At 71.4% G+C, this 22880-nt stretch carries 23 protein-coding genes and 1 tRNA gene; 7 read left to right on the top strand and 17 right to left on the bottom strand.

What is annotated here, in order from left to right:
* Positions 1-42 precede the first annotated feature (42 nt).
* The 8 genes from ACFVX9_RS16930 to ACFVX9_RS16895 all read right to left on the bottom strand — a co-directional run bounded on the left by ACFVX9_RS16930 (position 43) and on the right by ACFVX9_RS16895 (position 5512).
* On the bottom strand, positions 43-495 hold the full coding sequence (locus ACFVX9_RS16930; RefSeq protein ID WP_380377660.1) for an NUDIX domain-containing protein: 453 nt from the start codon (positions 493-495) through the stop codon (positions 43-45).
* A 115-nt stretch (positions 496-610) separates the two neighbouring features.
* A complete protein-coding gene (locus tag ACFVX9_RS16925; protein ID WP_387982263.1) occupies positions 611-1033 on the bottom strand; it encodes a hypothetical protein in 423 nt (140 codons plus the stop codon).
* A gap of 266 nt (positions 1034-1299) precedes the next feature.
* Positions 1300-2148 carry a Scr1 family TA system antitoxin-like transcriptional regulator gene (locus tag ACFVX9_RS16920; protein WP_380482173.1) on the bottom strand — a complete coding sequence of 283 codons (849 nt, stop codon included), beginning with the start codon at positions 2146-2148 and terminating at the stop codon, positions 1300-1302.
* A complete protein-coding gene (locus ACFVX9_RS16915) occupies positions 2138-2659 on the bottom strand; it encodes a DUF6879 family protein (RefSeq protein ID WP_380377666.1) in 522 nt (173 codons plus the stop codon). Before ACFVX9_RS16915 ends, ACFVX9_RS16920 begins: the two co-directional genes overlap by 11 nt.
* Positions 2643-2864 carry a hypothetical protein gene (locus ACFVX9_RS16910; RefSeq protein WP_380377667.1) on the bottom strand — a complete coding sequence of 74 codons (222 nt, stop codon included), beginning with the start codon at positions 2862-2864 and terminating at the stop codon, positions 2643-2645. Before ACFVX9_RS16910 ends, ACFVX9_RS16915 begins: the two co-directional genes overlap by 17 nt.
* Positions 2865-3274: 410 nt before the next feature.
* Positions 3275-3724 carry a hypothetical protein gene (locus tag ACFVX9_RS16905; RefSeq protein ID WP_380482171.1) on the bottom strand — a complete coding sequence of 150 codons (450 nt, stop codon included), beginning with the start codon at positions 3722-3724 and terminating at the stop codon, positions 3275-3277.
* 107 nt (positions 3725-3831) lie between these two features.
* Entirely contained in the window at positions 3832-4386 is a 555-nt protein-coding gene (locus ACFVX9_RS16900; protein WP_380482169.1) for a recombinase family protein, read from the bottom strand.
* Positions 4387-4465: 79 nt separating this feature from the next.
* The gene (locus tag ACFVX9_RS16895) at positions 4466-5512 is read right to left on the bottom strand and encodes an LLM class F420-dependent oxidoreductase (RefSeq protein WP_387982261.1); all 1047 of its coding nucleotides are present in this window, start codon (positions 5510-5512) and stop codon (positions 4466-4468) included.
* 251 nt (positions 5513-5763) lie between these two features.
* Here ACFVX9_RS16895 and ACFVX9_RS16890 point away from each other — a divergent pair, with 251 nt between their 5' ends.
* Together ACFVX9_RS16890 and ACFVX9_RS16885 are read left to right on the top strand one after the other, a co-directional pair.
* On the top strand, positions 5764-6744 hold the full coding sequence (locus tag ACFVX9_RS16890) for an aldo/keto reductase (RefSeq protein WP_380482167.1): 981 nt from the start codon (positions 5764-5766) through the stop codon (positions 6742-6744).
* Positions 6745-6793: 49 nt separating this feature from the next.
* The gene (locus ACFVX9_RS16885) at positions 6794-9016 is read left to right on the top strand and encodes a helix-hairpin-helix domain-containing protein (protein ID WP_387982260.1); all 2223 of its coding nucleotides are present in this window, start codon (positions 6794-6796) and stop codon (positions 9014-9016) included.
* Between the two features lie 85 nt (positions 9017-9101).
* Here ACFVX9_RS16885 and ACFVX9_RS16880 read toward each other — a convergent pair whose 3' ends face one another.
* On the bottom strand, positions 9102-9707 hold the full coding sequence (locus ACFVX9_RS16880; protein WP_063346931.1) for a hypothetical protein: 606 nt from the start codon (positions 9705-9707) through the stop codon (positions 9102-9104).
* Positions 9708-10086: 379 nt separating this feature from the next.
* Here ACFVX9_RS16880 and ACFVX9_RS16875 point away from each other — a divergent pair, with 379 nt between their 5' ends.
* Positions 10087-10296, top strand: a complete 210-nt coding sequence (locus tag ACFVX9_RS16875; RefSeq protein ID WP_033350848.1) for a DUF5703 family protein — start codon at positions 10087-10089, stop codon at positions 10294-10296.
* 304 nt (positions 10297-10600) lie between these two features.
* On the opposite strand, the gene ACFVX9_RS16870 is transcribed toward ACFVX9_RS16875, so the two are convergent.
* The 3 genes from ACFVX9_RS16870 to ACFVX9_RS16860 form a co-directional block, all read right to left on the bottom strand.
* Positions 10601-11440 carry a chaplin gene (locus ACFVX9_RS16870; protein WP_387982259.1) on the bottom strand — a complete coding sequence of 280 codons (840 nt, stop codon included), beginning with the start codon at positions 11438-11440 and terminating at the stop codon, positions 10601-10603.
* A 334-nt stretch (positions 11441-11774) separates the two neighbouring features.
* Complete coding sequence (locus ACFVX9_RS16865) at positions 11775-12017, bottom strand: chaplin (RefSeq protein WP_063346933.1); 243 nt, start codon at positions 12015-12017, stop codon at positions 11775-11777.
* A 305-nt stretch (positions 12018-12322) separates the two neighbouring features.
* A complete protein-coding gene (locus ACFVX9_RS16860) occupies positions 12323-13654 on the bottom strand; it encodes a M20/M25/M40 family metallo-hydrolase (RefSeq protein ID WP_063346934.1) in 1332 nt (443 codons plus the stop codon).
* Between the two features lie 290 nt (positions 13655-13944).
* Between ACFVX9_RS16860 and ACFVX9_RS16855 the strand changes: the two genes are divergently transcribed.
* Positions 13945-14032: transfer RNA gene (locus tag ACFVX9_RS16855), tRNA-Leu, on the top strand.
* 286 nt (positions 14033-14318) lie between these two features.
* On the opposite strand, the gene ACFVX9_RS16850 is transcribed toward ACFVX9_RS16855, so the two are convergent.
* The 5 genes from ACFVX9_RS16850 to ACFVX9_RS16830 all read right to left on the bottom strand — a co-directional run bounded on the left by ACFVX9_RS16850 (position 14319) and on the right by ACFVX9_RS16830 (position 20246).
* Positions 14319-15518, bottom strand: a complete 1200-nt coding sequence (locus tag ACFVX9_RS16850) for an alpha/beta hydrolase (protein ID WP_387982257.1) — start codon at positions 15516-15518, stop codon at positions 14319-14321.
* A 230-nt stretch (positions 15519-15748) separates the two neighbouring features.
* The gene (locus ACFVX9_RS16845; protein WP_363377203.1) at positions 15749-16423 is read right to left on the bottom strand and encodes a response regulator transcription factor; all 675 of its coding nucleotides are present in this window, start codon (positions 16421-16423) and stop codon (positions 15749-15751) included.
* Positions 16420-17580 carry a sensor histidine kinase gene (locus ACFVX9_RS16840; protein WP_387982256.1) on the bottom strand — a complete coding sequence of 387 codons (1161 nt, stop codon included), beginning with the start codon at positions 17578-17580 and terminating at the stop codon, positions 16420-16422. The genes ACFVX9_RS16845 and ACFVX9_RS16840 overlap by 4 nt, the downstream gene beginning before the upstream one ends.
* 285 nt (positions 17581-17865) lie before the next feature.
* Positions 17866-19542: a DUF6297 family protein gene (locus ACFVX9_RS16835; RefSeq protein ID WP_387982254.1), complete on the bottom strand. Its 1677-nt coding sequence runs from the start codon at positions 19540-19542 to the stop codon at positions 17866-17868.
* A gap of 5 nt (positions 19543-19547) precedes the next feature.
* Positions 19548-20246 (bottom strand): ATP-binding cassette domain-containing protein, encoded by a 699-nt coding sequence (locus ACFVX9_RS16830; RefSeq protein WP_063346939.1) that lies wholly within the window; start codon positions 20244-20246, stop codon positions 19548-19550.
* Positions 20247-20763: 517 nt separating this feature from the next.
* On the opposite strand from ACFVX9_RS16830, the gene ACFVX9_RS16825 reads away from it, so the two are divergent.
* The 3 genes from ACFVX9_RS16825 to ACFVX9_RS16815 all read left to right on the top strand — a co-directional run bounded on the left by ACFVX9_RS16825 (position 20764) and on the right by ACFVX9_RS16815 (position 22801).
* A complete protein-coding gene (locus tag ACFVX9_RS16825) occupies positions 20764-20937 on the top strand; it encodes a cypemycin family RiPP (protein ID WP_387982252.1) in 174 nt (57 codons plus the stop codon).
* Positions 20938-21044: 107 nt separating this feature from the next.
* On the top strand, positions 21045-21893 hold the full coding sequence (locus ACFVX9_RS16820) for a hypothetical protein (protein ID WP_387982251.1): 849 nt from the start codon (positions 21045-21047) through the stop codon (positions 21891-21893).
* Positions 21890-22801, top strand: a complete 912-nt coding sequence (locus ACFVX9_RS16815; protein ID WP_380377689.1) for an alpha/beta fold hydrolase — start codon at positions 21890-21892, stop codon at positions 22799-22801. Before ACFVX9_RS16820 ends, ACFVX9_RS16815 begins: the two co-directional genes overlap by 4 nt.
* The last annotated feature ends 79 nt before the right edge of the window (positions 22802-22880 follow it).

The following is a 22880-nucleotide window of genomic DNA, read 5'->3' as shown; positions in this document are numbered from 1 at the left end:
CGTTCGGCCCCAGACACGAGGGGGTGAGCGAGCGACCGAGGGTCAGAAGCGCTGACGGCTGATCAGCTGTCGGTGCGACTCCTGCACTCCCTCGGGGAGCTTGTCCGGTGAGAACCATCGGGCCTCCAAGATCTCGAACGAAGCGACCTTGATCCGTCCGCTGACGTACAGCGCCTCGTAGGCGACTTCGACGCGCAGCTTGTATCCGCTCTTCAGGTGCGCCAGCTCGCACACCTTCACCGTGAGTCCGGTCTCCTCCTTGACCTCACGGATGATCGTCTCTTCGAAGCTCTCGCCCTTGTTCGCGTAGCCGGTCGGTAGCCCCCACTGCCGACCCTCCGGCCACATCCGGTGCTTGAGGAGCAACACCCGGCCTTCGTCGTCGCGAACGATGCCCGTGACCCCGACCATGAACTTCGAGTGCCACAGCCACAGAACGCGCCACTGCATCGGGCCCCGGATGATCCGCCAGAGCTTCGCAGCGATCTTCTTCATGGGTTCGCCCCTTCATTGGTCGGGCCACCGCGCGCCGCTCGCGCGGTCGGCCCACGATCCCGCACCCCACCCCACCGACATCAAATCCCGTGATGATCAGACCAATTGGGGTGCGTCAGTGCTGGTGCCGGTACCACAGGCGATCCGAATGCAGGGTTGCCCGTCCGGCCACCTCGGCAGCCACCGGATCGGCCCCGCCCGAGGCGTTGGACGGGTCGGCCGGCGCGGGGGCATAGAGGTCGAACCGCAGCCATCCGGCGTGCTCCTGCAACGGCTTCTTGCCCTGCTCGGCGCGGATGCGGGTGGCGTTCACCGCGTACTGCTTACGGGTGTCGGCCGTCATCAGCCACAGACGCGCGTGGTAGGCGTCGGGGAAGGCGAGCAACACGGGCTTGCCGGAGAGGTCCGGGAGGGTGCAGAACTCGCCCAGGAGCACATCCCGCAGGACATGGGAGCCCGCCGCCGCCACCACCTCATAGCGCATGACCATGCCCGGCTTCGGCTCTCCGGGCGCCGCCACCAGTTCAAGCGGCGGCATTGCGGCCCAACCTCAACTCCGTGCACCTCGGGCACGGGCACTCCGGGTCGAGCGGGTAGGTCAGCGCACGACCGGTCGGGTTCGCCGCCCGGTACTGCTCCCTCAACGCGGCCATCGTCTGCGGACTGGCCTTCTCCCTACTCCGGTGCGAACCGGCGGACCTCACGGCAACGGACACACCTGGCTCCTTTTCGCTCGGCTTCGTGGAATGAGATGCCAGGCTAGGGGAATTCCAGATAGGGACTCAACGATATTCCCGCTATCGACTAAAGATCTTGAGATGTCCCTCGATAGTGGTCGGCCCACTCCGCCAGTTTGACCCGAGCATCCTCACCCCACAGCGAATAGCCCTCGAAGGTCCGGAACTCGTCCAGGTACTCCTGAATGTCTCGGGGGTCACGGAACACAAGCGCGCCCGTGGAGACCTCGACAGTTGCTAGGGCCTCGTCGTAGACGGTGAATACGTTCAATGGCGCCCACGGCATGTGACCAGCCATCGGGATAATCCCGAGGCGTACATTGGGCAACCGGGACACAGAGACCAACCGGTCAATCTGCATCGCCATGGCCTGCGCGGGAACAAGAGGCCAGCGGCAAGCCTGTTCAGTCAGAATGAAGTCGAAGCGCTTAGCCGGCTCGTAGAGGACGGCCTGCCGTTCAAGTTTTTTGGCAATAGCCTTCGAGTGATCGCCGGGGAACGGGGCGAGACTGGCCCGGATGTACTCAGGAGTCGCAAGAAGACCGGTGATCATGGTTGGCAGAAAGTATCGAAACTCGCCGGTGGTACGTTCAAGCGTCGCCAACTCGACTTGCTTCTTTTCGAGCCCCTTCCTGCGCAGGGCCCTCGCATCCTGCCACTCCGTGTTGGCGATGCGGGCAAGCGCCGTGACGTGGGCGATGAGATCGGGCGGCGCGTCCAACGCCCGCAGGATCAGTTCGACGTCAACCAGCGACGGCGTGACCTTGCCGGTCTCGATCTTGGAAATTTTGGACTGCGACATGTTGACACGCCGAGCGAGCTGGACCCCGGAGAGTCCAGCTCGCTTGCGAAGCTCTTGAAGGATTGCTGCCAGGTCCGAATTCGATTGACCTAGCTCTTGTGGATCAAGCGCCAATGCCCTTCACGTACTCCTCAAAAGGCACCGATTCAGCGATTGCAATCCGCTGATACTCGACGAAGGGGCTCATGTCGCCCTCGAACACGGTGCGGTCGATCTGCGTTCCGTCGGGCAGGTAGTTCATCAGCACCACCTCCCTTTTGTCGAACATCCAGTAGTCCGAAACGCCGGCCAGCGGGTTAGGGCGATCCGTGACGTCCATGATCCGAATTTCTTCCCCCGCCCAGGCATGCGGCAGATAGTACATGAACTCGTAGCGCAGGTACTCGGAGAGCGGTCGCGTGACAATGCGAACGCGCCCCTTGGACTTCCCTTCTCGACGCACCCGCTTGAGGTCGTCCGTGTAATCGTTGGAGTGCGCACGCGGGTCGATTCGCTCGCCCGCCCGGAACGCTCGCAGCTCCTCGATCTCCTGCGGCACGTTGTAGGCCGGAAGAGTTTCCAGGCGCCATGCCTCCGTCTTGAAATCCCGGAACCTGGCCTGCCAAGCATCACCATCCAAGCGCACGGACGGCCTCCCGAAGCACGCTCTCGGGGATCTCCACGAGCCCTTCGCCGTTGGGCGGCATGAAGGCGTTGGACACATCCCCCTGAACCACGAAGGTCCCTCGCTCGGTGCGGTACACGTTGGGGCAGTCGTTCTGGTTGCACTCCCCCGAGCCGCTGCCGTTGCCCGTGTTGGTCAGCCGCGTGAGACCCGACCTGTCGTCCATCTCAACCCCCTGGAACTGCGGCCCTGCCTGGACCGCCCAGGAATGACGCTAGAGAGCCCTTCGGCACATGTCTATGACAGGACGGAAATATTCCCGTGTTGGACTAAGGATCATGCTGGAGCGACCCAGAACGCACGAAAGGCCCCGGCTGCCCAGTTCGTTGGGCGGCCGGGGCTGGTGTGCTGGGGCGGTCAGATGCGGTTGCCCCAGCGGTGGGCGGCGAGGCTGCGGGCGGCGCTGGAGCGGCCCGCCCGGAGTTCGTCGCTAGGTTTGAGGCACGCCCTGTGACTCATGTCAGAACTGACATGAGGCACAGGGCAACTGCGGAATTCTCCGCAGTTCTGGCGTGGGGGCGTCCTCGGAAAATTCCGAGGTGCAGGGGTCTGGGCCCGGTCACCACGCCCGGCGGATCAGCCTCTCAGCGATGGCCTGATGGTCCGGCTTGGCCGGGGGGCCGGGTCGAGCCCGCCGGAGCCGAACAGCGGGCGCGGGATGACGGCCTCGGCCAGGTTGCGGCACAGCGCGTCCAGGTCCACGAAGGGGGCGGCGGTGCGGGCGGCGTCGGCGGCGAACGGCGGCAGCGCGTATCCGGCGATGACCTGGTCCGTCTCGGCCCGGCGGGCGTCCTCGGCGGCCTGGCCGCGTAGCTCGTCGACCTCGACGGACGCGCCGCTGTGCTCCTCGCGGACGTGGGCCAACTCGGCTTCCAGGTCGGCGATTCGTGCGTCTCGCGGGTCGGGCTCGGGCTCCGGCCGGCCGGAGGGGTCAGCCTCGGCAGCGGAGGTCGGCGCGGGGTCGGCGGGCGCGGGGGTGCCGGGATGGGCGACACCGCCCGGGATGACCTCGGCGGGCGTGGGCATGGACTCTCCGATCTGGGCGGCAGGACGGGGGCAGTGCTCATGTCCACTTGGACATGAGCACCCGGAGCCCAATGTCAGATCTGACATTGGGCTCCGGGCCGTGCCGGTCACGCCTTGGCGGGCGGGGTGACCGTGAAGGCGATGGCGCGGGCCGCCCCGCGACCTCCCCCGCCGAACGGGCCTGTACCGCGCGGGTCCCGGTTCCGTGTCCGGATGTTCCGGTGCTCGATCTGCGCGCCGAACAGCTTCGCGTTGAACTCGATCTCCTGGCTCGGGTCGTCCAGGTCCCAGAAGCCGGGGTGATCAGCGGTGAGGAGGAGACGGCCCGCGTTGGTCTCCCTGGCGAGCCGCAGCCCCTCCAGGACGTCACGCCCGAGGCGATCCACGGCGGACGCCGCAAGTCCGTCATAGGGCCCGCGCTGGGCCTTGAGCCACGGCCCCAGCTTCGGACGCGTGAGCGGGTCGGACGCGCCGGACACCTCCCAGTCGTCCGCCCACCCGATGACGTGCCCTCCGGCTCGCTCGGCCGAGTCGAGGATCGCGTCCCGCTGCCGTGCCGGTGAGCTGGTAGCCGCCTGCACGCGGGAGAGTCGGCGAACGCCGAGCAGACAGCGCCCGCAGCCGTCGTACGGCGTCACGGGCGCGTCATTGGTGCTGGTCATAGTGGGCATGTGTTCCCCAGGGGCCGGGGCGGCTCGCGCCGCTGAACGGGCGAACCCGGGCCCCCAGGGATGCCCGCTGCTAGGCGAGCCCGGCCAGTTCCAGGGCCTCGACTCCGGTGCGCAGCGCCTGGATCCGCTCGTCCAGGGTGAAGCCGGACGGGGCCAGGGTGAGCGTGGTGACGCCCTCGTCGGCGTAGGCCTGCATCCGGTCGGCGATCCGGGCGGTGTCGCCGATCAGCGAGGTGGCGTCGATCAGGTCGTGCGGGACGGCGGCCGCGGCGCCCGCGTAGTCCTTGGCCAGGTACTTCTCCTGGATCTCGTCGGCGGCCTGCTCGTAGCCCATCCGCCGGGCGAGCTGGTTGTAGAAGTTCTTCTCCTTGCTGCCCATGCCGCCGATGTACAGCGCGGCGTAGGAGCGCTGGGAGTCGACGCCGGCCTTGATGTCCTCGCCGACCGCGATGGTGACGGTCGGGCACAGGTCGAAGCCGTCCAGGCTCTGCCCCGCCTTGGCGCGGCCGGCCTTCAGCGGGTCGAGGGAGAGCGCGGCGTGCTCGGGCGAGAAGAAGATGCCGAGCCAGCCGTCGGCGATCTCGCCGGTCTGCTCCAGGTTCTTCGGGCCGATCGCGGCGATGTACAGCGGGATGTGCTCGCGCACCGGGTGCACGGTGAGCTTGATCGGCTTGCCGGGGCCGCCGGGCAGCGGCAGCGTCCAGTGCGCGCCCTCGTGGACCAGCCGCTCGCGGGACATCGCCTTGCGGATGATCTCCACGTACTCGCGGGTGCGGGCGAGCGGCTTGTCGAACTTCACCCCGTACCAGCCCTCGGAGACCTGCGGGCCGGAGACGCCGAGGCCGAGCCGGAAGCGGCCGCCGGACAGGGTGTCCAGGGTCGCCGCGGTCATCGCGGTCATCGCCGGGGTGCGGGCGGGGATCTGGAAGATGGCCGAACCGACGTCGATCCGCTCGGTCTTCGCGGCGACGAAGCTCAGCACCGTCGCGGCGTCCGAGCCGTACGCCTCGGCCGCCCAGCACACCGAGTAGCCGAGCCGGTCCGCCTCCTGGGCCACGGCGATGTTGTCGGCGTCCATGCCGAGACCCCAGTAGCCGAGGTTGATTCCGAGTCGCATGTGCCGAACCTTCCAGTCGGTGAGGGTTGGTGGCGAGGGTAGCCGCGCACTCGCCGGTCATGCTACTGACCGGTAGTGGTGGTCTGGGTCACACCCGCCGCCGACCGGGCCAGGTGATCGTTCTGCGGGTCGCCACCCCTGCCCGGACACCGGCCGCTACGCTCAGCCGACGTGGGGAGCGCTCTCCCCACCTGCGCGTTCTCAGGGCTACCGGGGCGCCCGGTGCCACCGGCCAGTGGAGGACCCGTCCGATGGAAAAGCGTCACCTCGGCCGTACCGGTCTCCAGGTCTCCCGGCTCGGCCTCGGCACCATGACCTGGGGCCGCGACACCGACGAACACGAGGCCGCCGAGCAGCTCAAGGAGTTCGTCGACGCCGGCGGAACCCTGCTCGACACCGCCGACGTGTACGCCGACGGCGGCGCCGAATACCTGATCTCCCGGCTCACCGACAACCTCGTCCCCCGCTCCGAACTCGTCATCGCCACCAAGGCCGGCAGCGTGCCGGAGTCCGCCCGCCGCTTCGACGGCTCCCGCGGCCACCTCCTCGCCGCCCTCGACGCCTCGCTGCGCCGACTCGGCACCGACTACGTCGACCTGTGGCAGGTGCACTCCTTCGACCCCATGACGCCCGTCGAGGAGACGCTCAGCGCCCTCGACATCGCCGTCTCCTCCGGACGCGCCCGGTACGTCGGGGTCTGCGACTTCAGCGGCTGGCAGCTCGCCAAGGCCGCCACCTGGCAGCGCGTCCACCACGGGCGGACCCCGCTGGCCGGGGCCCAGCTGGAGTACTCGCTGCTCCAGCGCGGCATCGAGCGCGAGGCGCTGCCCGCCGCGGCGGACGCCGGGGTCGGGCTGCTCGCCTCCTCGCCGCTCGGGCGCGGGGTGCTCACCGGCAAGTACCGGCACGGCGTCCCGCAGGACTCGCGCGGCGCCTCGCCGTACCTGTCCGGGTTCGTCCAGCCGTACCTCGGGGAGCGCTCGCGGCGGATCGTCGACGCCGTCGCCACGGCCGCCGACGGCCTCGCCAGCAGCCCGCTCGCGGTCGCCCTCGCCTGGGTCCGGGACCGACCCGGAGTGGCGAGCGCGCTGGTCGGGGCCCGTACGGTGGCACAGCTGCAGGCGGCGCTGTCAGTGGAGGCGCTTACGCTACCGGGTGAGATCCGTGGTGCGCTGGACGACATCTCGTCGCCGGTGCACCGCTACCCGGACCAGGGGTGGAGCGAGCTGTAGCCCCCCTCGTTCAGCTGAACACGCAGTGGAGTGACCCTTGGAGCGGACGATGAGTGACACGGAGAACGGCGCTCCGGAGGAGACCTCGGCAGTCTCGGTGAGCCCGACGGAGAAGGCGAGCCCCGCGGAGACGGCGAGCCCGGCACAGTCGGCGAGCCCGGCGGAGAAGGCGGCGGCGATCGCCGAGCTGGCGCAGCGGATCCGCAGCATCGGCCCGCAGGCCGCACCGCCGGAGGGCGAGGGCCGCGCCGCGGCTCCCGAGCACGCCAAGGACGTCAAGGACGGCCAGGGCGCCAAGGCCCCGACCCCGTCCCCGGCTTCCGCGCAGCCCGACCAGCAGCGCGCGCAGGCGCTCAAGGACACCGCCGAGGTACTGACCGCCGGGGGCGCCCCGGCCGATCTCGCGGCCGCCGCGGTGGCCGAGTTCGGCGACGGCGCCGCCGAACAGCTGCGCTCCGACCCGTGGGCCGTACTGTCCCTGCCCGGCGTCCGCCCCGAGCACGCGGACGGCTTCGCCCGCGGCCTGCTCGGCCCCGCCGCCGGCCCCGGTGACCCGCGCCGCGCCCAGGCGCTGGTGCCGTGGCTGCTGGAGCAGGCGGCGCTGCGCGGCCACTCCGCCGTCGAGGTCGCCGAGATCGCGGCCGGGCTCGACCGCCACGGGCTGCCGGACTCGGCCGCGGCGATCCAGGCCGCCGTCCTGGACGGGCGCGCGATGCCGTTCCAGGAGGAGCTGACCGGCCCCGAGGCGCACGCGGCGGGCGGCGACGAGGACGAGGAGCCGCCGACCCGGACGCTGCTCGCCCTGGAGCGGCTCGCGCTGGCCGAGGAGAGCCTCGCGGACGGGCTGGTCCGGCTGATGTCGACCTTCGTGCCGGGCGAGGACCCTGAGCCGGGCGACGAGGACGCGGCGGCGGAGGAGGATCCGGAGGAGGAGGACACGGCGGAGGACGCCGAGTCCGCGGCCGACTCCTCGCCGGCCTCCGGCTCCGAGGCGGCCTCCGGCTCGGGCGCGGCCCCCACGGAGGACACGGTGGAGGCCACAGCAGAGGCCACGGCGGAGGAATCTCCGCAGGCCCCCGCCGCGCCCGGCCCGACCGCGTGGGCGGCTGCCGGCGAGGCCGCGCCGTCCTCCTCCGCGACCGCCCTGATCCAGGCCGTCGCCGACAGCGCCCTGGTGCTGCACACCGGCGGCGAGGCCGCCCGCGCCGAACCCGCCGCGCTGCTGGCCGCTGCCGGCGGCCTCGGGCTGCGGGTCTGGGCCGCCACCTGGACCGACCAGGGCCGGGAGTCCTTCGCCGCGCTCACCGACACCCCGGCCGCCGTGATCACCCTGGCCGACCTGCTCTCCGGCGCCGCCGGGCCGGGCCGCGCCGCTGACGGCACGCTCGCCCTGGACGTCCTGGTCGTCCTCGACGCCCCGCTGCTGGACGTCGAACTGGCCGCCACCGTCCTGGAGTCGCTCGCCGACGGCACCCGGCTGGTGCTCAGCGGCGACCCCGGCCAGCTCTGGTCGGCCGGCCCCGGCCGGTTCTTCGCCGACCTGCTGGCCGCCAGGGTCTGCCCGGCGGTCGCCTCCCGCACCCCGGACTTCGGCCCGATCGGCGAGCTGGTCTCCGGCGTCGGCATCGGCGAGCTCCAGCCCGTCGAGGCGCCGGACAAGGAGGTGGTCATCCTGACCGCGAAGGACGGCGGCGAAGCCGTCCACCGCGCCCTCCAGCTGCTCACCGACTCCATCCCCCGCGCCCTCGGCATCCCCGCCGAGCAGGTGGTGCTGCTCACCCCCGGCCACGGCGGCCCGGCGGGCACCCGGGCGCTGAACGCCGCCGCGAAGGCCCGGCTCAACCCGGGGCCCGGCCGGTTCGGCGGCTTCGACCCGGGCGACCGGGTGGTCGACTCCCCGGCCCCCGGCGTCACCCGCCCGGCCCGGGTGCTGGACGGCGACGCCACCGGCCTGCACCTGGCGTACGCGGACGGCTCGCGCCGGACCGTCCCGCCCGCCCAGGCCGGCCGGCTGCGGCACGGCTGGGCGCTGACCGTCCACCAGGCACTCGGCCGCCGCTGGCCGGGCGCGGTCGTGGTGCTCCCGGAGGACGCCGGCCCGGCGCTCACCCGGCAGTGGGTCTACACCGCCTTCGGCCGCGGCGAGCGGCACCTGTCCGTGGTGCACGCGGCGGGCCCGGCGCTCGCCCAGGCCGTCACCGAGCGCCCGGCGCAGCCGCGCACCACCCGGCTGCGGGCGATCCTCGCCGAGAACGCCGCCTCGGCGTACTAGCCCTGTCCGGCGGTTGGCGGAACGCGCGGAGGGCGGGCCCCCTACAGGTGGGGCCCGCCCTCCGGGTGTCTGCACGACGAACGGTTCAGTCGTCGGGGTCCTCGTCGTCGTAGACCTCGCTCACGTCGAACCGGCAGATCAGCATCTGCGGGTCGGCGTGCTCGAAGGGTTCCGGCAGCCACTCCCCCGGCTCGGTCGGCTCCGCCGCCGCGACCCAGAGCGTCGAGTCCGCCTCCTCCAGGCCGAACTCCTCGCTGCGGGCGGCGATCTCGTCCGGCTCGTACTCGCCGAACAGCACGCCGATCGCGGCGTTCACCCCGCTGGTGCCGCCCCCGCCGGGGGTCAGCGACTCGTCGAGCCGCTCGGCCTGGGCGCGCAGCCGCTTGGGGTCGGCGACGTGGTAGTCGCGGCGGATCAGCACGCTGATCGCCTCCGGCTGTTCGGGGCCGTGGTAGCCGCCCGGACCCTCGTCCCCGGGGATCTCGAAGGGGGTGACCTCGTCGTAGACCTCGTAGAGGATCTGGTCGTAGGCGATGGCCGCCGTCGCGAGCTGCTCGTAGGCGGCGGACACAGCGGGATCATCCGCTGCGCTGGGGCTTGACACCGCTTCCAGATGACGGTCGATGGCGGCCTTGACCGCCTCGGCGGCGGCGCGTACCTCGGCAATGGTTGGCTGCGCGGCATCAGACATGGTGCAGACGCTATCTCCCCGCGGTGTCGGTACGCACAGCGGTTGTCACCTACACCCGCGATTTCACCGCAACTTCCCCCCTGATGTCCGATCCGCGTGGTTCTGTCCCCGCGCATGCCCGGCGCGAAGGGCGTGCAGCCGGGCCGCGCGGGGCCGATCGGGTGCCGCTTCGCGCGCCGGGATCGGGGTATCCCGTCCGGAGGAACAACGGAACTGATGCACTGTCAGGCGAGCTGGCGCGCCCCGGCCGGTCCGGGGCGTCCTGCCGGGGCGTCCTGCCGGGTCGGACGGACGTCCGGGAGGACGTCCGGAAATACCCGGGCCGACTGTCCGAGGCAGGTCGTAGGCTTGCGTGCAGGTGATTCTCAGGAGGAGCGTTTTGACCCCACCGAAGCCGGTCCGGCAACCGGAGTACGAGTACCAGTCGCTGCGCATGCCGCGCGGCACCACGCGCAACGCGGCACGCCAACTGCTCACCGAGCACGCCGAGTACGGGCACTGGGAGCTCGACCGGCTGCGGCTGTTCCCCGACGGGAGCCGGACGGTCCGGCTGAAGCGGCGGATCATCCGGCAGGTCCGGAGCTGGTGACGGGCGAGCGCGTCTGAGCCCACCCGCCGCGGCGGGGGTGGACAGGCGGGGCGCCCGGGCGGGAGGCGGCCGGGTCGGGGAGCTCCGGGCCCGGGAACGCGCCCGTCGCGGTGGGGATTTCACGCCGGGCTTTCGGGCCGGGGCTTCACGTCACCGTCAGGCCTTCGTACGGGCTTTCACGCCGGGCCTCCGCTTGCCCGCGGCCGCCCGTACCTCCAGGCGGCCGCGGGCGCGTCACGCTCCGGCGTCGTGCTCCGGCAGCGCCGCTGGGGTGCGGCGCCGCGGGGTGTGGCCTAGCGGCCGCTCAGCGGGCACCGGCGCGGGCGCGGCGGTAGAGCACGCCGCCACCGAGCAGCAGGGCGAGGCCGGCGGCGCCGAGCAGTTCGACGTCACCGGCGCCGGTGGAGGCCAGCTGGCTGCCGACGGCGCCGCTCGGCGAGGAGGCGACGGCCGGGGCGGCGGCGCGGGCCGCGACCGGGGCGACCTGGCCGCTCGCGACCGGCGCGACGGCGGGGGCCGAGTGTGCGCCGGCCTCGGGGGTCGTGGACGGGCCGCCGTTGCGCGGGTTGCCCGGGACCTCGCCGCCGGCCTGCGGCGGGATGGACGGGCTGTGCTTCTCGGGGCAGTCGTCGGCCGGCTTCGGCGCCGGGGCGGGCTGCGCGACGTTGGCGCAGTCGTTGCCGAAGGCGGGGTTCCCGACGCCGACCACGTCAACGGAGTTGCCGCAGGCGTTGACCGGGACGTGCACGGGGGCCTGGATGCTGTTGCCGGAGACCACGCCGGGCGAGTTGGCGGCGACGCCGGAGGCGGACGCACCCGAGGCGGAGGAGCCCCGGCCGGTGCCGCCGTTGGCCCCGGAGCCTGCGTGGGAACCGGAGCCGGTGTGGGAGCCGGAGCCCACGTGGGAGCCGCCCGGCTTCGCGGCCTCGGGGTGGCCGCTGACGTTGGCGCAGCGGTTGCCGTAGGACGGGTTCAGCACGCCGATCACGTCGACGGTGTTGCCGCAGGCGTTGATCGGCACCTCGACCGGCACCTGCACCGAGTTCCCGGAGGCGACGCCCGCCGAGCCGGCGGCACCTCCCTGGGCCTCGGCACCCGCGTAGGCGTAGCCGGCGGTCGAGGCCAGGACACTGCCGGTGGCCACGACCGTGAGGATCCCCTTCTTGGCTACATTCCTCATCTTTTCCCCTGACGTATCGAGAACGACGTGACGACCTTGACGTAAATACCTTCCGAAAGTCGGAATTTCCGTATATCCGGATATCCGGCAAGGTCTTCGACTGCACAGGAGTTAACGAGAGGACGGCGGGCAGGTTGAGCCGAACGAACCAGCTTCACCCGATCGAGCGATTGCCCCCTTGTTCACCTCTCCGCACCCCGCACTCGCACCCCGCATGCAAGCGACCCCCGGGCGGCGCGTCCGCCACCCGGGGGTCGAATGAGTCGGCTCAACGAGCCTCAGCAGCTCGGAGCGTGACTCAGAAGTTGGCGCAGTGGTTGCCGAACGCCGGGTTCAGCACACCGATCACGCTGACGGTGTTGCCGCACAGGTTGACCGGGACGTGCACCGGGATCTGCACCTGGTTGCCGGCGACGACACCCGGGGAGCCGGCGGCCACACCCTCGGCGGCGGCACCGCCGTGAGCGGACGCGACACCGGCGGCGGCGATCACCAGGCCACCGGTGGCGGCGGCAACAGCGGCGATCTTCTTGACCTTCATCATTCCTCCTGTATGGACAACGCAACCCGTTCGGCGGGTTGCACAGGGATGAACGAGGGTGTGGCAAACGGGGTACGGAACAGATTTGCCATTCACTCGCAACGGTGACGTCTCGCACGCACGCTCGATCCGCATTTCCTTGCAGGATCGTTTCTGTTGATCTCCTTCGCCCTGTCCCAAATCATTAGCTCGGACAATGCGGACGGCCCGCCCCCGGCACTCCGGGAACGGGCCGTCCGCCCAAGGTGCTCAGCCCAAGGAGCTCAGCCCAAGCCGCTCGACAGGCAACGCTCGGCAGGCAACGCTCAGCAGGCGTCGAGGAACCGGTCCAGCACCCGGACGCCGAACTTCAGCCCGTCCACCGGCACCCGCTCGTCCACACCGTGGAACATCCCGGCGAAGTCCAGCTCCGGCGGCAGCTGCAGCGGCGCGAAGCCGAAGCAGCGGATCCCGAGGTCCTGGAACGACTTGGCGTCCGTCCCGCCCGACAGGCAGTACGGCACCGCGCGGGCGATCGGGTCCTCCGCCCGCAGCGCCGTCTGCATCGCCTCCACCAGCGCGCCGTCGAAGGTGGTCTCGATCGCCTTGTCCGAGTGCAGGCTCTCCCGCTTCACGCGCGGGCCCAGCACGCTGTCCAGCTCCGCCAGGAACTCCTCCTCGTAGCCGGGCAGGAAGCGCCCGTCCACGTGTGCGGTGGCCTGGCCGGGGATCACGTTCACCTTGTACCCGGCGCCGAGCATGGTCGGCTGGGCGGTGTTGCGCAGCGTGGTGCCGATCATCTTGGCGATGCCGCCGAGCACCCGCAGGGTCTCGTCCATGTTCTCCGGGTCGAGCTCGACCCCGAGAGCGTCCGACAGCTCGTTCAGGAACGCCCGTACGGTCTTGGTGATCCGCAGCGGGAACTTGTGCCGGCCGAGCCGGGCGACCGCCTCGCACAGCTCGGTGATCGCGTTGTCGTCGTTCTCCATCGAGCCGTGCCCGGCGCGGCCCTCGACCGTCAGGCGCATCCAGTGCATGCCCTTCTCGGCCGTCTCCACCAGGTACAGCCGCACCTGGTCGTTGACCGTGAAGGAGAAGCCGCCGACCTCGCCGATGCCCTCGGTCACGCCCTCGAACAGCTCCGGGTGCTTGTCCACCAGGAACCGCGCCCCGTACGTGCCGCCGGCCTCCTCGTCCGCGACGAACGCCAGCACCAGGTCGCGCGGGGGCTTGCGGCCGGTGCGCAGCCGGTCGCGGACCACCGCGAGGGTCATCGCGTCCATGTCCTTCATGTCGACCGCGCCGCGCCCCCACACGCAGCCGTCCGCGATCTCGCCCCCGAACGGGTCGTACGTCCAGTCCGCGGCGTTGGCCGGCACCACGTCGGTGTGGCCGTGGATCAGCAGGCCCGGGCGGGAACGGTCCTCGCCCTCGATCCGCACCACCGTCGAGGCCCGCCCCTTGGCCGACTCGAAGATCTGCGGCTCCACCCCGAACTCGGCGAGCTGCTCGGCGACGTACTCCGCCGCCTTGCGCTCCCCCGGGCCGGAGCCGTCCCCGTAGTTGCTGGTGTCGATCCGGATCAGATCGCGACAGATCCCGGCGACCTCCGACTCAGCCGTCGCCCTCGGCCCCGCCGACTCGCTCCGCTCGCTCACGGTCACTCCTCGTCTTTGGCCCGCACCGACGCACCAGCGCGCCACCCCCAGGACCTGCACCCGGGCGTACGAGCACGTACGCCCATCCTCTCCCAGCCCCCGACCCGGATCCACCCCCTGCGCGCCCCCGAAACCCCCTGGTCACGCCCCCGCCACACACTCCCCCTTGCCCCCGCCACCACCCCCGCACCCCCGCCCCGAACCGTTTTGGGACCCCAAGCCGATCTTTGCTACAGTTACATCTGTCAGCGCGGCCGACGAGAGAACGAAAGCCGCAAAGACAACACCCGGTCCGGGTGGCGGAATGGCAGACGCGCTAGCTTGAGGTGCTAGTGCCCTTTATCGGGCGTGGGGGTTCAAGTCCCCCCTCGGACACCAGCTAAGACCCCTGATTATCAGGGGTTTTTTGCTTTTCCGGTCACGGTGCAGCAGTCACGTGACCAACCGCGTGACCCACCGGCCGGCGGACTTGCCCTTCGACCAGGGCGGACAGGCCCAGCCGGCCCGGTGTCGACGCCCACCCCCGTGGCGGAGTCCGCCCCTGCGGGGGAAAGCGGTACCGATAGCACCCAGACCTGGTGGAACCACAGCACGCACTACTAGCGAGTCTCCCGCAGCCGTGTCGCGCTGCCTGTCCGCCTCGACGGCCGGCCGGGACCCGGGGTCAGCGTGCGTCCGCGAGGAGGAAGTCGAGCAGGATCTGCCGGCTCGTCTGGGAGGTGAGGCTGCCGTACGCGTCGTCGAACGCGTGGTCGGCGAAGGGCAGTTCCTTCACCTCCACGTCGACGCCCTGCTTCCTCAGCGCGTCGCCGAGGCCGGTGACGGTCTCGGGGCGGGCGCTGCGGTCGCGGTCCCCGACGACGAGCAGGGTGCGGGGCAGGCCGGGACGGACGTCGGAGGTCGGGGACACCTCGCGGTAGCGGTCCGGGTACTGCTGCGGGGTGCCGCCGGTGTACATCTGCGCCGCCTCGCGGGTCCCGGCCACGTCGTCCTCCCACATCTGCGCGACGTCGGTGCCGGGGTAGAAGCCGATCACGGAGGCCGGGGGCGCAGGGGTGGCGCCCTCGGCGGCCTTGATGGTGCCGTTCTGGAGGCGGTAGGCGGTGTTCATCGCCAGGGTGCCGCCCGCCGACATGCCGCCGAGCGAGATCCGTGCGCCGTCGACGCCGTACACGTCGGCGTTGCGCTGCACCCAGCCCATGGCGGAGACGAGGTCTTGCGGGGCCTTGCCCCAGGTGGGACGGTCGGGACCGGCCAGGCGGTAGTCGACGGCGAAGACGGCGACGCCGTGGTCGGCGAGCCAGCGGCCGGTGCCGCGCAGGTCGTTCTTGTCGAAGGTGTGGAAGCCGCCGGCGTGGGCGAGCACGACAGCCGGGGTCCGCTTGCCCGGGGCCTTCGCGGGCAGGTACGCGTCCACCCGCAGGGGCTCGCCCTCGGGGCTCGCGAACGTCTCGGTCGCGTCCGGCTTCGCCGCGGGGTAGGAGAGTTCGGTGAACACCTGGCCCAGCGAGATGTCGACGCCGGCCTCCCTGGCGGCCTGGAACTGGATGCCTCCGATGACCAGCGCGCCCACGGTGCACAGCGTCGAGACGCCGGTGACCACGCGTCCCCAGCGCACCAGGCCGGCCCGCCAGGCCAGCGCGGCGAGGCCGGCGGCGACGAGGGCCAGCAGGGCCGTGTGGAACGGGTACTGCCCGCCCAGGACCGGCCCGATCACGCCCGCCTTGGGTATCGAGGGGACGTACGCGCCGAGCACGATGGCGACGGTCAGGAACGCGAGGAACGACGCCAGGACGGCGGAGACGGCCCGCAGGATCCGGACGGGCCGGGCGGGCGAGGCGGCGGAGCTTCGGGGTGTGGTCATGGCTGCACTCCTGCGATGGTGCGCGGGGCGGTCGCCGCCGCCCGCGGAACTTGTCGGGAGCCGCGAGGTCCTCGGAACCCACACGGGGGCGGCGAGGACCGGCTCGTACAAGAACGCTAGGAATCCGGCACCCGCACGGGCCTCACACCGCGGAGCCATTCTCCGGAGCAGCTCTCAGGTAGGGGGTCGGGGGGAGACGTCCGCGCCAGTGCCGCCGCACTACCGCGGGATCACAGATCGGTGCGGCCGGGAACGACCAGTCCCGTCTCGTAGGCGAGGACTGCGGCCTGGGTGCGGTCCCGCAGCTGCAGCTTCTGCAGGATGCTGCCCATGTGCGTCTTGACGGTCTGCTCGGCGACGACGAGTTCGGCGGCGATCTCCGCGTTGGACAGGCCCCGGGCGACCAGCGTGAGCACCTCGGTCTCGCGGTTGGTGAGGACGTCGATCCGCACCTGGGCGGGCGGTTTCGCCGAGCCGCCCAGCCGGGCGAACTCCGTGATGAGCCGCTTGGTGAGTCCGGGCGACAGCAGCGCGTCCCCGGCGGCCACGACGCGTACCGCCTCGGCCAGTTGGACCCCGGAGGCGTCCTTGAGGAGGAACCCGCCGGCGCCGGCCCGCAGCGCCTCGTACACATACTCGTCGAGGTCGAAGGTGGTCAGGACGAGGATCCTGGTCGACAGGCCGGCCTGCCCGGTGATCCGGCGGGTGGCCTCGATGCCGTTCAGTCCGGGCATCCGGATGTCCATCACGATCACGTCGGGGCGGAGCTCCTCGGCCTTGGCCACCGCGTCCAGGCCGTCCACGGCGGTCGCGATCACCTCGATGCCGGGCTGGGCGCCGAGGAGCACCGAGAAGGCCTCGCGAACCATCGCCTGGTCGTCGGCGATCATCACTCGGATCGTCATGCGGTCTGTTCCCTGTCTGTCCGGACGGCTGGGGCGGCGGGCACCGGCAGCAGCGCGGTGACCTCGTAGCCACCGTCGGGGGTGGTGCCGGCGGAGAACTCCCCGCCGAGCATCACGGCACGTTCGCGCATGCCCAGGAGGCCGTGCCCGGCTCCCGGCGAGGGCTCGGCGGCCGCGGTGCCGGGCCCGTTGCGGATCCGCAGCCGCAGGGCGGCGTCGGTGTACGTCAGCTCGACGCGGGCCGCGGCGCCCGGGGCGTGGCGCAGCGTGTTGCTGAGCGCCTCCTGCACGATGCGGTAGGCCGACAGCTCCACGCCCTCGGGCAGCGGTCGGCGCGTCCCGGAGACCACCGCCCGCACGTCGAGCCCGGCCGCGCGCACCCCGGCGAGCAGGTCGTCGAGCCTTTCCAGGGTGGGCTGCGGAGCCTCGGGAGCACGCCCGCCGGGACGGTCCTCGGAGCGCAGCACGCCGAGGAGGCGGCGCAGCTCGGTCAGTCCCTCCAGGGCGCCCGCGCGGATGTCGGCCAGCGCCGCGACCAGTTCCCGGGGCGGGTCCGCGACCCGGTACGGGGCGGCCTCGGCCTGGATGGAGATGACGGACATGTGGTGGGCGACCACGTCGTGCAACTCGCGCGCGATGCGGGCGCGTTCCTCCAGGACGGTGCGGTGCGCCCGCTCCTGCGCGAGGGCCCGCTCCTGCTCCGCGAGCCGGGCGCGGACCTCCCTCGTCCGGCGCACCCCGGTCGCGGCGGCCACGACGAGGGCGAACAACACCAGCACGATCACCGTGAAGTACCAGGGCCCGATCCACCCGCCCGCCAGCTGCAGTCCCAGCAGCAGCGCGGTGCTCAGCGCCACCGTCTCGCCCGTCACCCGCGGCGGGTTGCGCAGCGCGACCAGGAACGACAGCCCAGCCTGCACGGCCCACGCCCATCCCGTGTACGGCGCGAAGGGCGGGTACAACGAGAACACCGGCAGCATCACCAGCGACAGCCACCAGGCCGGCAGCGGCCGGCGCAGCGCCGGTACCAGGAGCGCGGCGTGGAGCATCCCGAGCGGCCGCAACGGGATGTCCTCGGTAGCGGAGACGGCCGCGAAGACCGCCACCGCGACGACCGCGCCGTGCGGCAGCCACCTCAGCAGTCCCGGCCCGCTCATGGGCGGCATGGGCTGCGGGGCCGGGGTGAACAGATCCTTCCTCACGGTGTGCAGCGCTCCGCGCACCGACCACCTCCTAGGGGCTCTCTTTCGGATCACGCCGGGCGCGCGACGCCGGGGTGCATTCGGTCACCACGCTACGGAGCGGACCCACCGGCCGGCCTCCCGCCGCGGAGCCGTCCTCGGCCTGGCTCTCAGGTATGAGGCGTCACGGGCGCCCGCCTCCGGAGGGACCGCCCGACGATGCGTCCGCAGCGGCGGCCGGCCCCTGGTGTGGGGCCGGGGCTATCGGGTGTGGAGGCGGTGGGCGGTGCGCCGGACCCACCAGAGAGCGGCTGCGGTGACGGCCAGGGTCCAGGCGAGTTGTGTCGCGGCGTACGGGTGGCCCTGGGCTGCGGAGCGGGCGAGCGGGAACAGGAGGGTGCCGACCGCCAGCGGGCCGCGCAGGTACCAGAGCGCCACCTGGCCGGGGCCGGTGTTGCCCATGGGGGTGTTGACGCCGATCGTCAGGTGCACGGGCACGACGCCCCGGTAGGAGCTGACCAGCGCGGCCGCGGTGAGTGCGGGTACGGAGGCGAGGAGCGGGAGGAGTCCTGCGGTCTCCCGGCCGGCGAGCGCGCACGCCAGTGCGCCGGCTCCGGTGAGCGCGAGGAGGAGGCCGCCGGGCACCGCCGAGTGCTGGAGGGCGAGCGACTTGAACGTCCAGGGCAGGTTGGTGGAGCGCCGCGGGTCGTCGCTCTCCAGCCGTGCCGGCTCGGTGAGTTGAGCGGCCGCCAGGTATTCGGCGACCAGGGACAGCACGACGACGATCTGCTGTGCGGTCGAGGTGAAGGAGGGGGCCGCCGCGGTCAGTCCGACGGCGATTCCGCTCCAGACGACGGCCCACCCCAGGCGGCGGGGGTTGCGCAGCAGGCAGGTGAGGTCGCGCCACGGGACCAGCAGCAGCCGGTGCCGCGGCATGGGGAGGCGGAGCCGGGGGGTGCTGCGCCGCTCCTTGAGCCGCGGCACTCCGGAGCGGGCCTGACGGAGGTCGAGCATGAGGACGGACGTGCTGATCTGGGCGGCGACCGTCGCGCGCAGCCTGAGGGCGGCTTGCGGGATCGCGGGCAGTTCCCGCCAGGCGAGGGCGAGGGCGAGCACCGGGGTGCCGACGGACAGCACCGTGCCGACGGCGCCCGCCGCACCCACGAGGCCGAGCGCCCACAGGAGCGGTTGGGACGCCCACCCCCACGGGCCCGACCAGAGCAGGAGGCCCTGCAGCCAGCCCGTCCGCCCCTGCGTCCATGCCGTCCACACGCCGACGGCGGCGACCGCGGCGAGGAGCCACCCTGCGGCGAAGACCCTGCGGCCGTACCGGGACATCCACTGGTCGTGCCGCTCGACCAGGACGCCGACCGCGCTCGTGGTGAGTGCCACCGAGACGCCCGTCCAGGAGCCCGCGAGGGTCAGCAGGATCCACGACTGCGGGGCCAGGCCCTGCAGCAGGAAGCCCGCGACCGCGCCGGCGACGCCGCTCACCACGGAGGCCAGCGCCACCGAGGACCGCAGCCCCGGTGCGAGCAGGGCTCGCCGGTCGACGGCCGAGGGCAGCAGGAAGCCGGTCGTGGCCCGGTCCAGCAGGACCGGGCCCCGCCACATCGCTCCCCGGGCGGTGAGCAGCAGGGCGAGGACCAGCACCGCCGGGATCAGCGCCAGGAGCGTCGCGGACGCCTGTTCCCCGATCTGCACGGGCGGCCGGTCGGCCGCCCGGGTCGAACTCGTCCACTGGAGCAGGGCGGGGACACCCCAGCAGCCGCCCACCAGGAGGACCGTGTAGGCGATGAACCACGCGCTCCTACGCTTCTCCTGGCGCGTGCCGCTCCGGGCTTCGCGCAGGAACAGCAGGGTGTCCGCGGTGCAGTCCCCCGACCTGTCGGGCACCCGCGCCCTCGTCCCGGTCGCGGGTGCCACGCTGTCGCTCAAACCGTTCATCCTTCCCCCTGCACCGCCCCGGACGGGCCCGAGTGCCCCGAACGCGAGCCGACTTCGACGATCTGGTCCGCGACCTCGTTCAGGGCCCGGTGGTGGGTGGCCATGAGGACGGCCGCTCCGCGGTCGCGGTGCTCCGCGATCAGGCGGGCGAGGGCGGTCCGGGCGTGGGAGTCGAGCCGCTGTTCGGGCTCGTCGAGGATGAGGAGGTCGTGCGGCCGGATGAAGGCGGCGGCGAGGAGCAGTGCCTGGGTCTGTCCGGAGGACAGGGCCGAGGGGAACTGTTCGGACTGCGCCGTGAGGCGGTGCGACTCCAGCGCCCCGTCGACCGCGGCATCGGCTCCGGCGCCCATGCCGTGCGACAGCGCCACGAGCCGCAGGTGCTCCCGCACGGTGAGGTCCGGGTAGAACGCACCGGGATCCATCACCGACGCGACCCGCTTGCGCACGTCCAGGGAATCCTCGTGGATCTCTTCCCCGTCGAAGACGACCGACCCTGCGGAGGGTCTCTCCCGGCCGGCCGCCACGCGGAGCAGGGTGCTCTTGCCGGATCCGTTCTCCCCGACCAGGGAAACGCACTCACCACGGTGGATGCGGAGGGAGACCCGGTCGAGCACGGTGCTGTCACCGTACGCGTGTGTGACATCGACGAGTTGCAGCAGCGGTGCGCCCGCCGCCTTGCCGGTTTTGTTTTTCAATCGACGAGCCGTCTTCTCTCGGATGATCGAAAAGTTCATTTTCACACTTTTCTGAACATTGGGCCGATCATAGCAAGGCGTCCCAATCCTGCAAAGCCGACCCAAATACACCCTCCGGGCGGCCCGACATGCGCCCTCCGGCCGAACCAGAACCCGAACCCGAGGCCGTCAAGTCAAATGGGGCGATTCGAGGCCATACTGACTGTTCGGCGGAATCCGCCACCCGCCCGGATTCTCGATCAAGGCCTGACCTGCGATATCAATGATCGAATACAGGAACACCCGGGGACTCCGCAACAAAAGGGGCATTGCACAGAATTCGAGGAATGTCCACCTACAATGGAATTGGTCAATTTCTTCGAAATTATCCGCCGCCGATTCGCATTGCGCACACCATGAACACATCAAGGGTCTTCCCGTGGTTACCGAAACGACATATGGTCGAACGGCAGCGGCCGGCAGCGGACGTCGGTCCTCTGTGGGTTGGCCGCTGTCTCCACCATCAAAAGGAGAAAGAGTGAACGCCACCGAATCGCGTGTCGAGTTCGTGACCGATGCCGTCAACGCCTCGTTCGCGGAGGCGCAGGAGGGTTTCGCGAACGCACACAACGCTCCCGCGATGACCACCCCCACCATCATCGCCGTGTGCGAGGTCGTCGTGACGGGCAGCACGATCTGCCTCGGCTGCTGAACCAACTGACCCACCGGTGACACCACCCATGTGAGCAGACGGGCCGGAAAGGGGGACGAGCGGTTCCCCTTTCCGGCCCCGCTCGACCGGAGCACGAGGACGCGTGAATGCCATTCACTAAGATCGTCAACGAGCCTTCCCACCCCATATCGCGCGAGGACGCGCATTACTGGACGCTGGCCCCGGCCGCGGTGGGCGAGATCATCAGCGGCCTCGAAGCCTTGACCCGGACAGCCGCCTACGGACCCAACGGCCTTTTGCAGGGCCTGAGTTCGAAACGCGATCGCAGCGTCGTCCCGCACGCTCTCCGCAAGGCGATCGACAGCCGCGGCGGCGCCGTCGCCATCAAGGCCATGGGCGTCGTCGGCGGCGCGCTGACCCTGACCGGCCGCAGGAGCCGGGCGCAGCAGATCACCGGAGCCGGCCTGATGCTGGCCTCCAGCGGCCTGAGCAAGTACCGCACCTCGTTCGGCAGGGACGGGGCGGACCACATGGCCGCCCTGATCTGCGGCTACCGCCTGCTCACCGCCTTGGTCCCCGAGGCCGAGAAGTCCGACGACCTCTTCCTGCGCGCGGTCAACGCCCAGACCTTCATCGCCTACGTGACCGCCGGCGCGGCGAAGGCGATCTCCAGTACCTGGCGGTCGGGCGAGGCGCTGGAACAGGTCCTGCAGACCCAGCAGTACGGGGACAGCGCGGTCGCCAAGTGGCTGAAGAAGAGCCCGCTGCTGTGCAGTTCGATGACGTGGTTCACCATCGTCTGGGAGACGGGGTTCCCGGTCGTCTACCTGCTGGCACCGGCGGACGCCCGCAGGGCCCTGGCCGGCGTCAAGCTCTTCCACCTGGGCATCGCCGTGACGATGGGCCTGCCGCGGTTCTTCTGGGGATTCAGCTCGGCCCACGCGGCGGTCCTCTACGCCGTGGACCGCCTCCCCAGGAACGGGGGCCGGGGATGAGGTTCGAACGCCAGGTGGTCGCCACCTTCGGGGCCGCCGCCGTGGTCAGCGCCTACCTCTCGTACATCCGCCTGGAGGAGGAGTACACCCGGCGCGGCGGACTCAAGGGGACCTCCCTGATCCAGGGCCCGGACGGCCTCGCGATCGAGTACGCGCTCGATGGCGGGGAGCTCGGCCCCACCGCCCCCGTCGCGGTCCTCGAAAGCGGCCTGGGCGCGCCGCTGGAGTCCTGGGACTGGGTGGCCGGGCTGCTCAGCCGGCGCTTCCGGGTCCTGCGCTACCACCGCAGCGGGTACTGGCGCTCGAAGAGCAGGCTGCGGCCGGCCCAGTTGGTCGAGTTCCTCCTGCAACAGCTCGCGCCGCAGGGCGACGTCGTCCTGTGCGGCCACTCGATCGGCGCCCTCACCGCCATGAACGTCGCGGCGGAGTCCGCGTACGTGCGCGAGCGCGCCACCGTCCTGCACATCGTCGACGGGACGGACGCCGTCCTCCTCGGTGAGGACCGCGGGTCGAAGAGGCGGGTGGCGCGCTACAACCAGGACACCGCGCGACGGCTGCTCGGCTCGGCCCTGGGCACCACCCGCTGGCTGACGAGCCCCACCGAGCGGGAACTCGAATACCGCCCGGACATCCAACGGGCGTACCTGGCCTCGATCTCCAGCCCCCAGGTGCTGCTGGCGGCGCGCCAGGAGTACCTGCACGAGCCCCTCACCGGCCAGGACTTCGTGGCCGCCGGGCCGCTGCGGCGCGTCGTCATCTCGGCCGCCAACAACACCGAGCAGCAGCGCAAGCTCAGCGAGCGGGTCGCCGCGGACTTCCACGTCGTGCCGGCGAGCAGCCACCGGTCCATCATCGCCAAGCCCGCCCTGGCGCAGCAGACGGCGGCGATCATCCTGGAGTCTCAATGATGAAGTCAAGATGCCTGCGCGACCGGTGGGGCGGAGGTGAAGATCCGGTTGTCGCGCAGGAGCGCCCACAGCACGTTCG

Origin of the sequence: Kitasatospora sp. NPDC058243, from assembly GCF_042882025.1 — a bacterium.
In the GTDB taxonomy this organism is placed as follows: domain Bacteria; phylum Actinomycetota; class Actinomycetes; order Streptomycetales; family Streptomycetaceae; genus Kitasatospora.
Note: the sequence above shows the minus strand (reverse complement) of the source record. Positions and strands in the feature narration are given on the sequence as shown.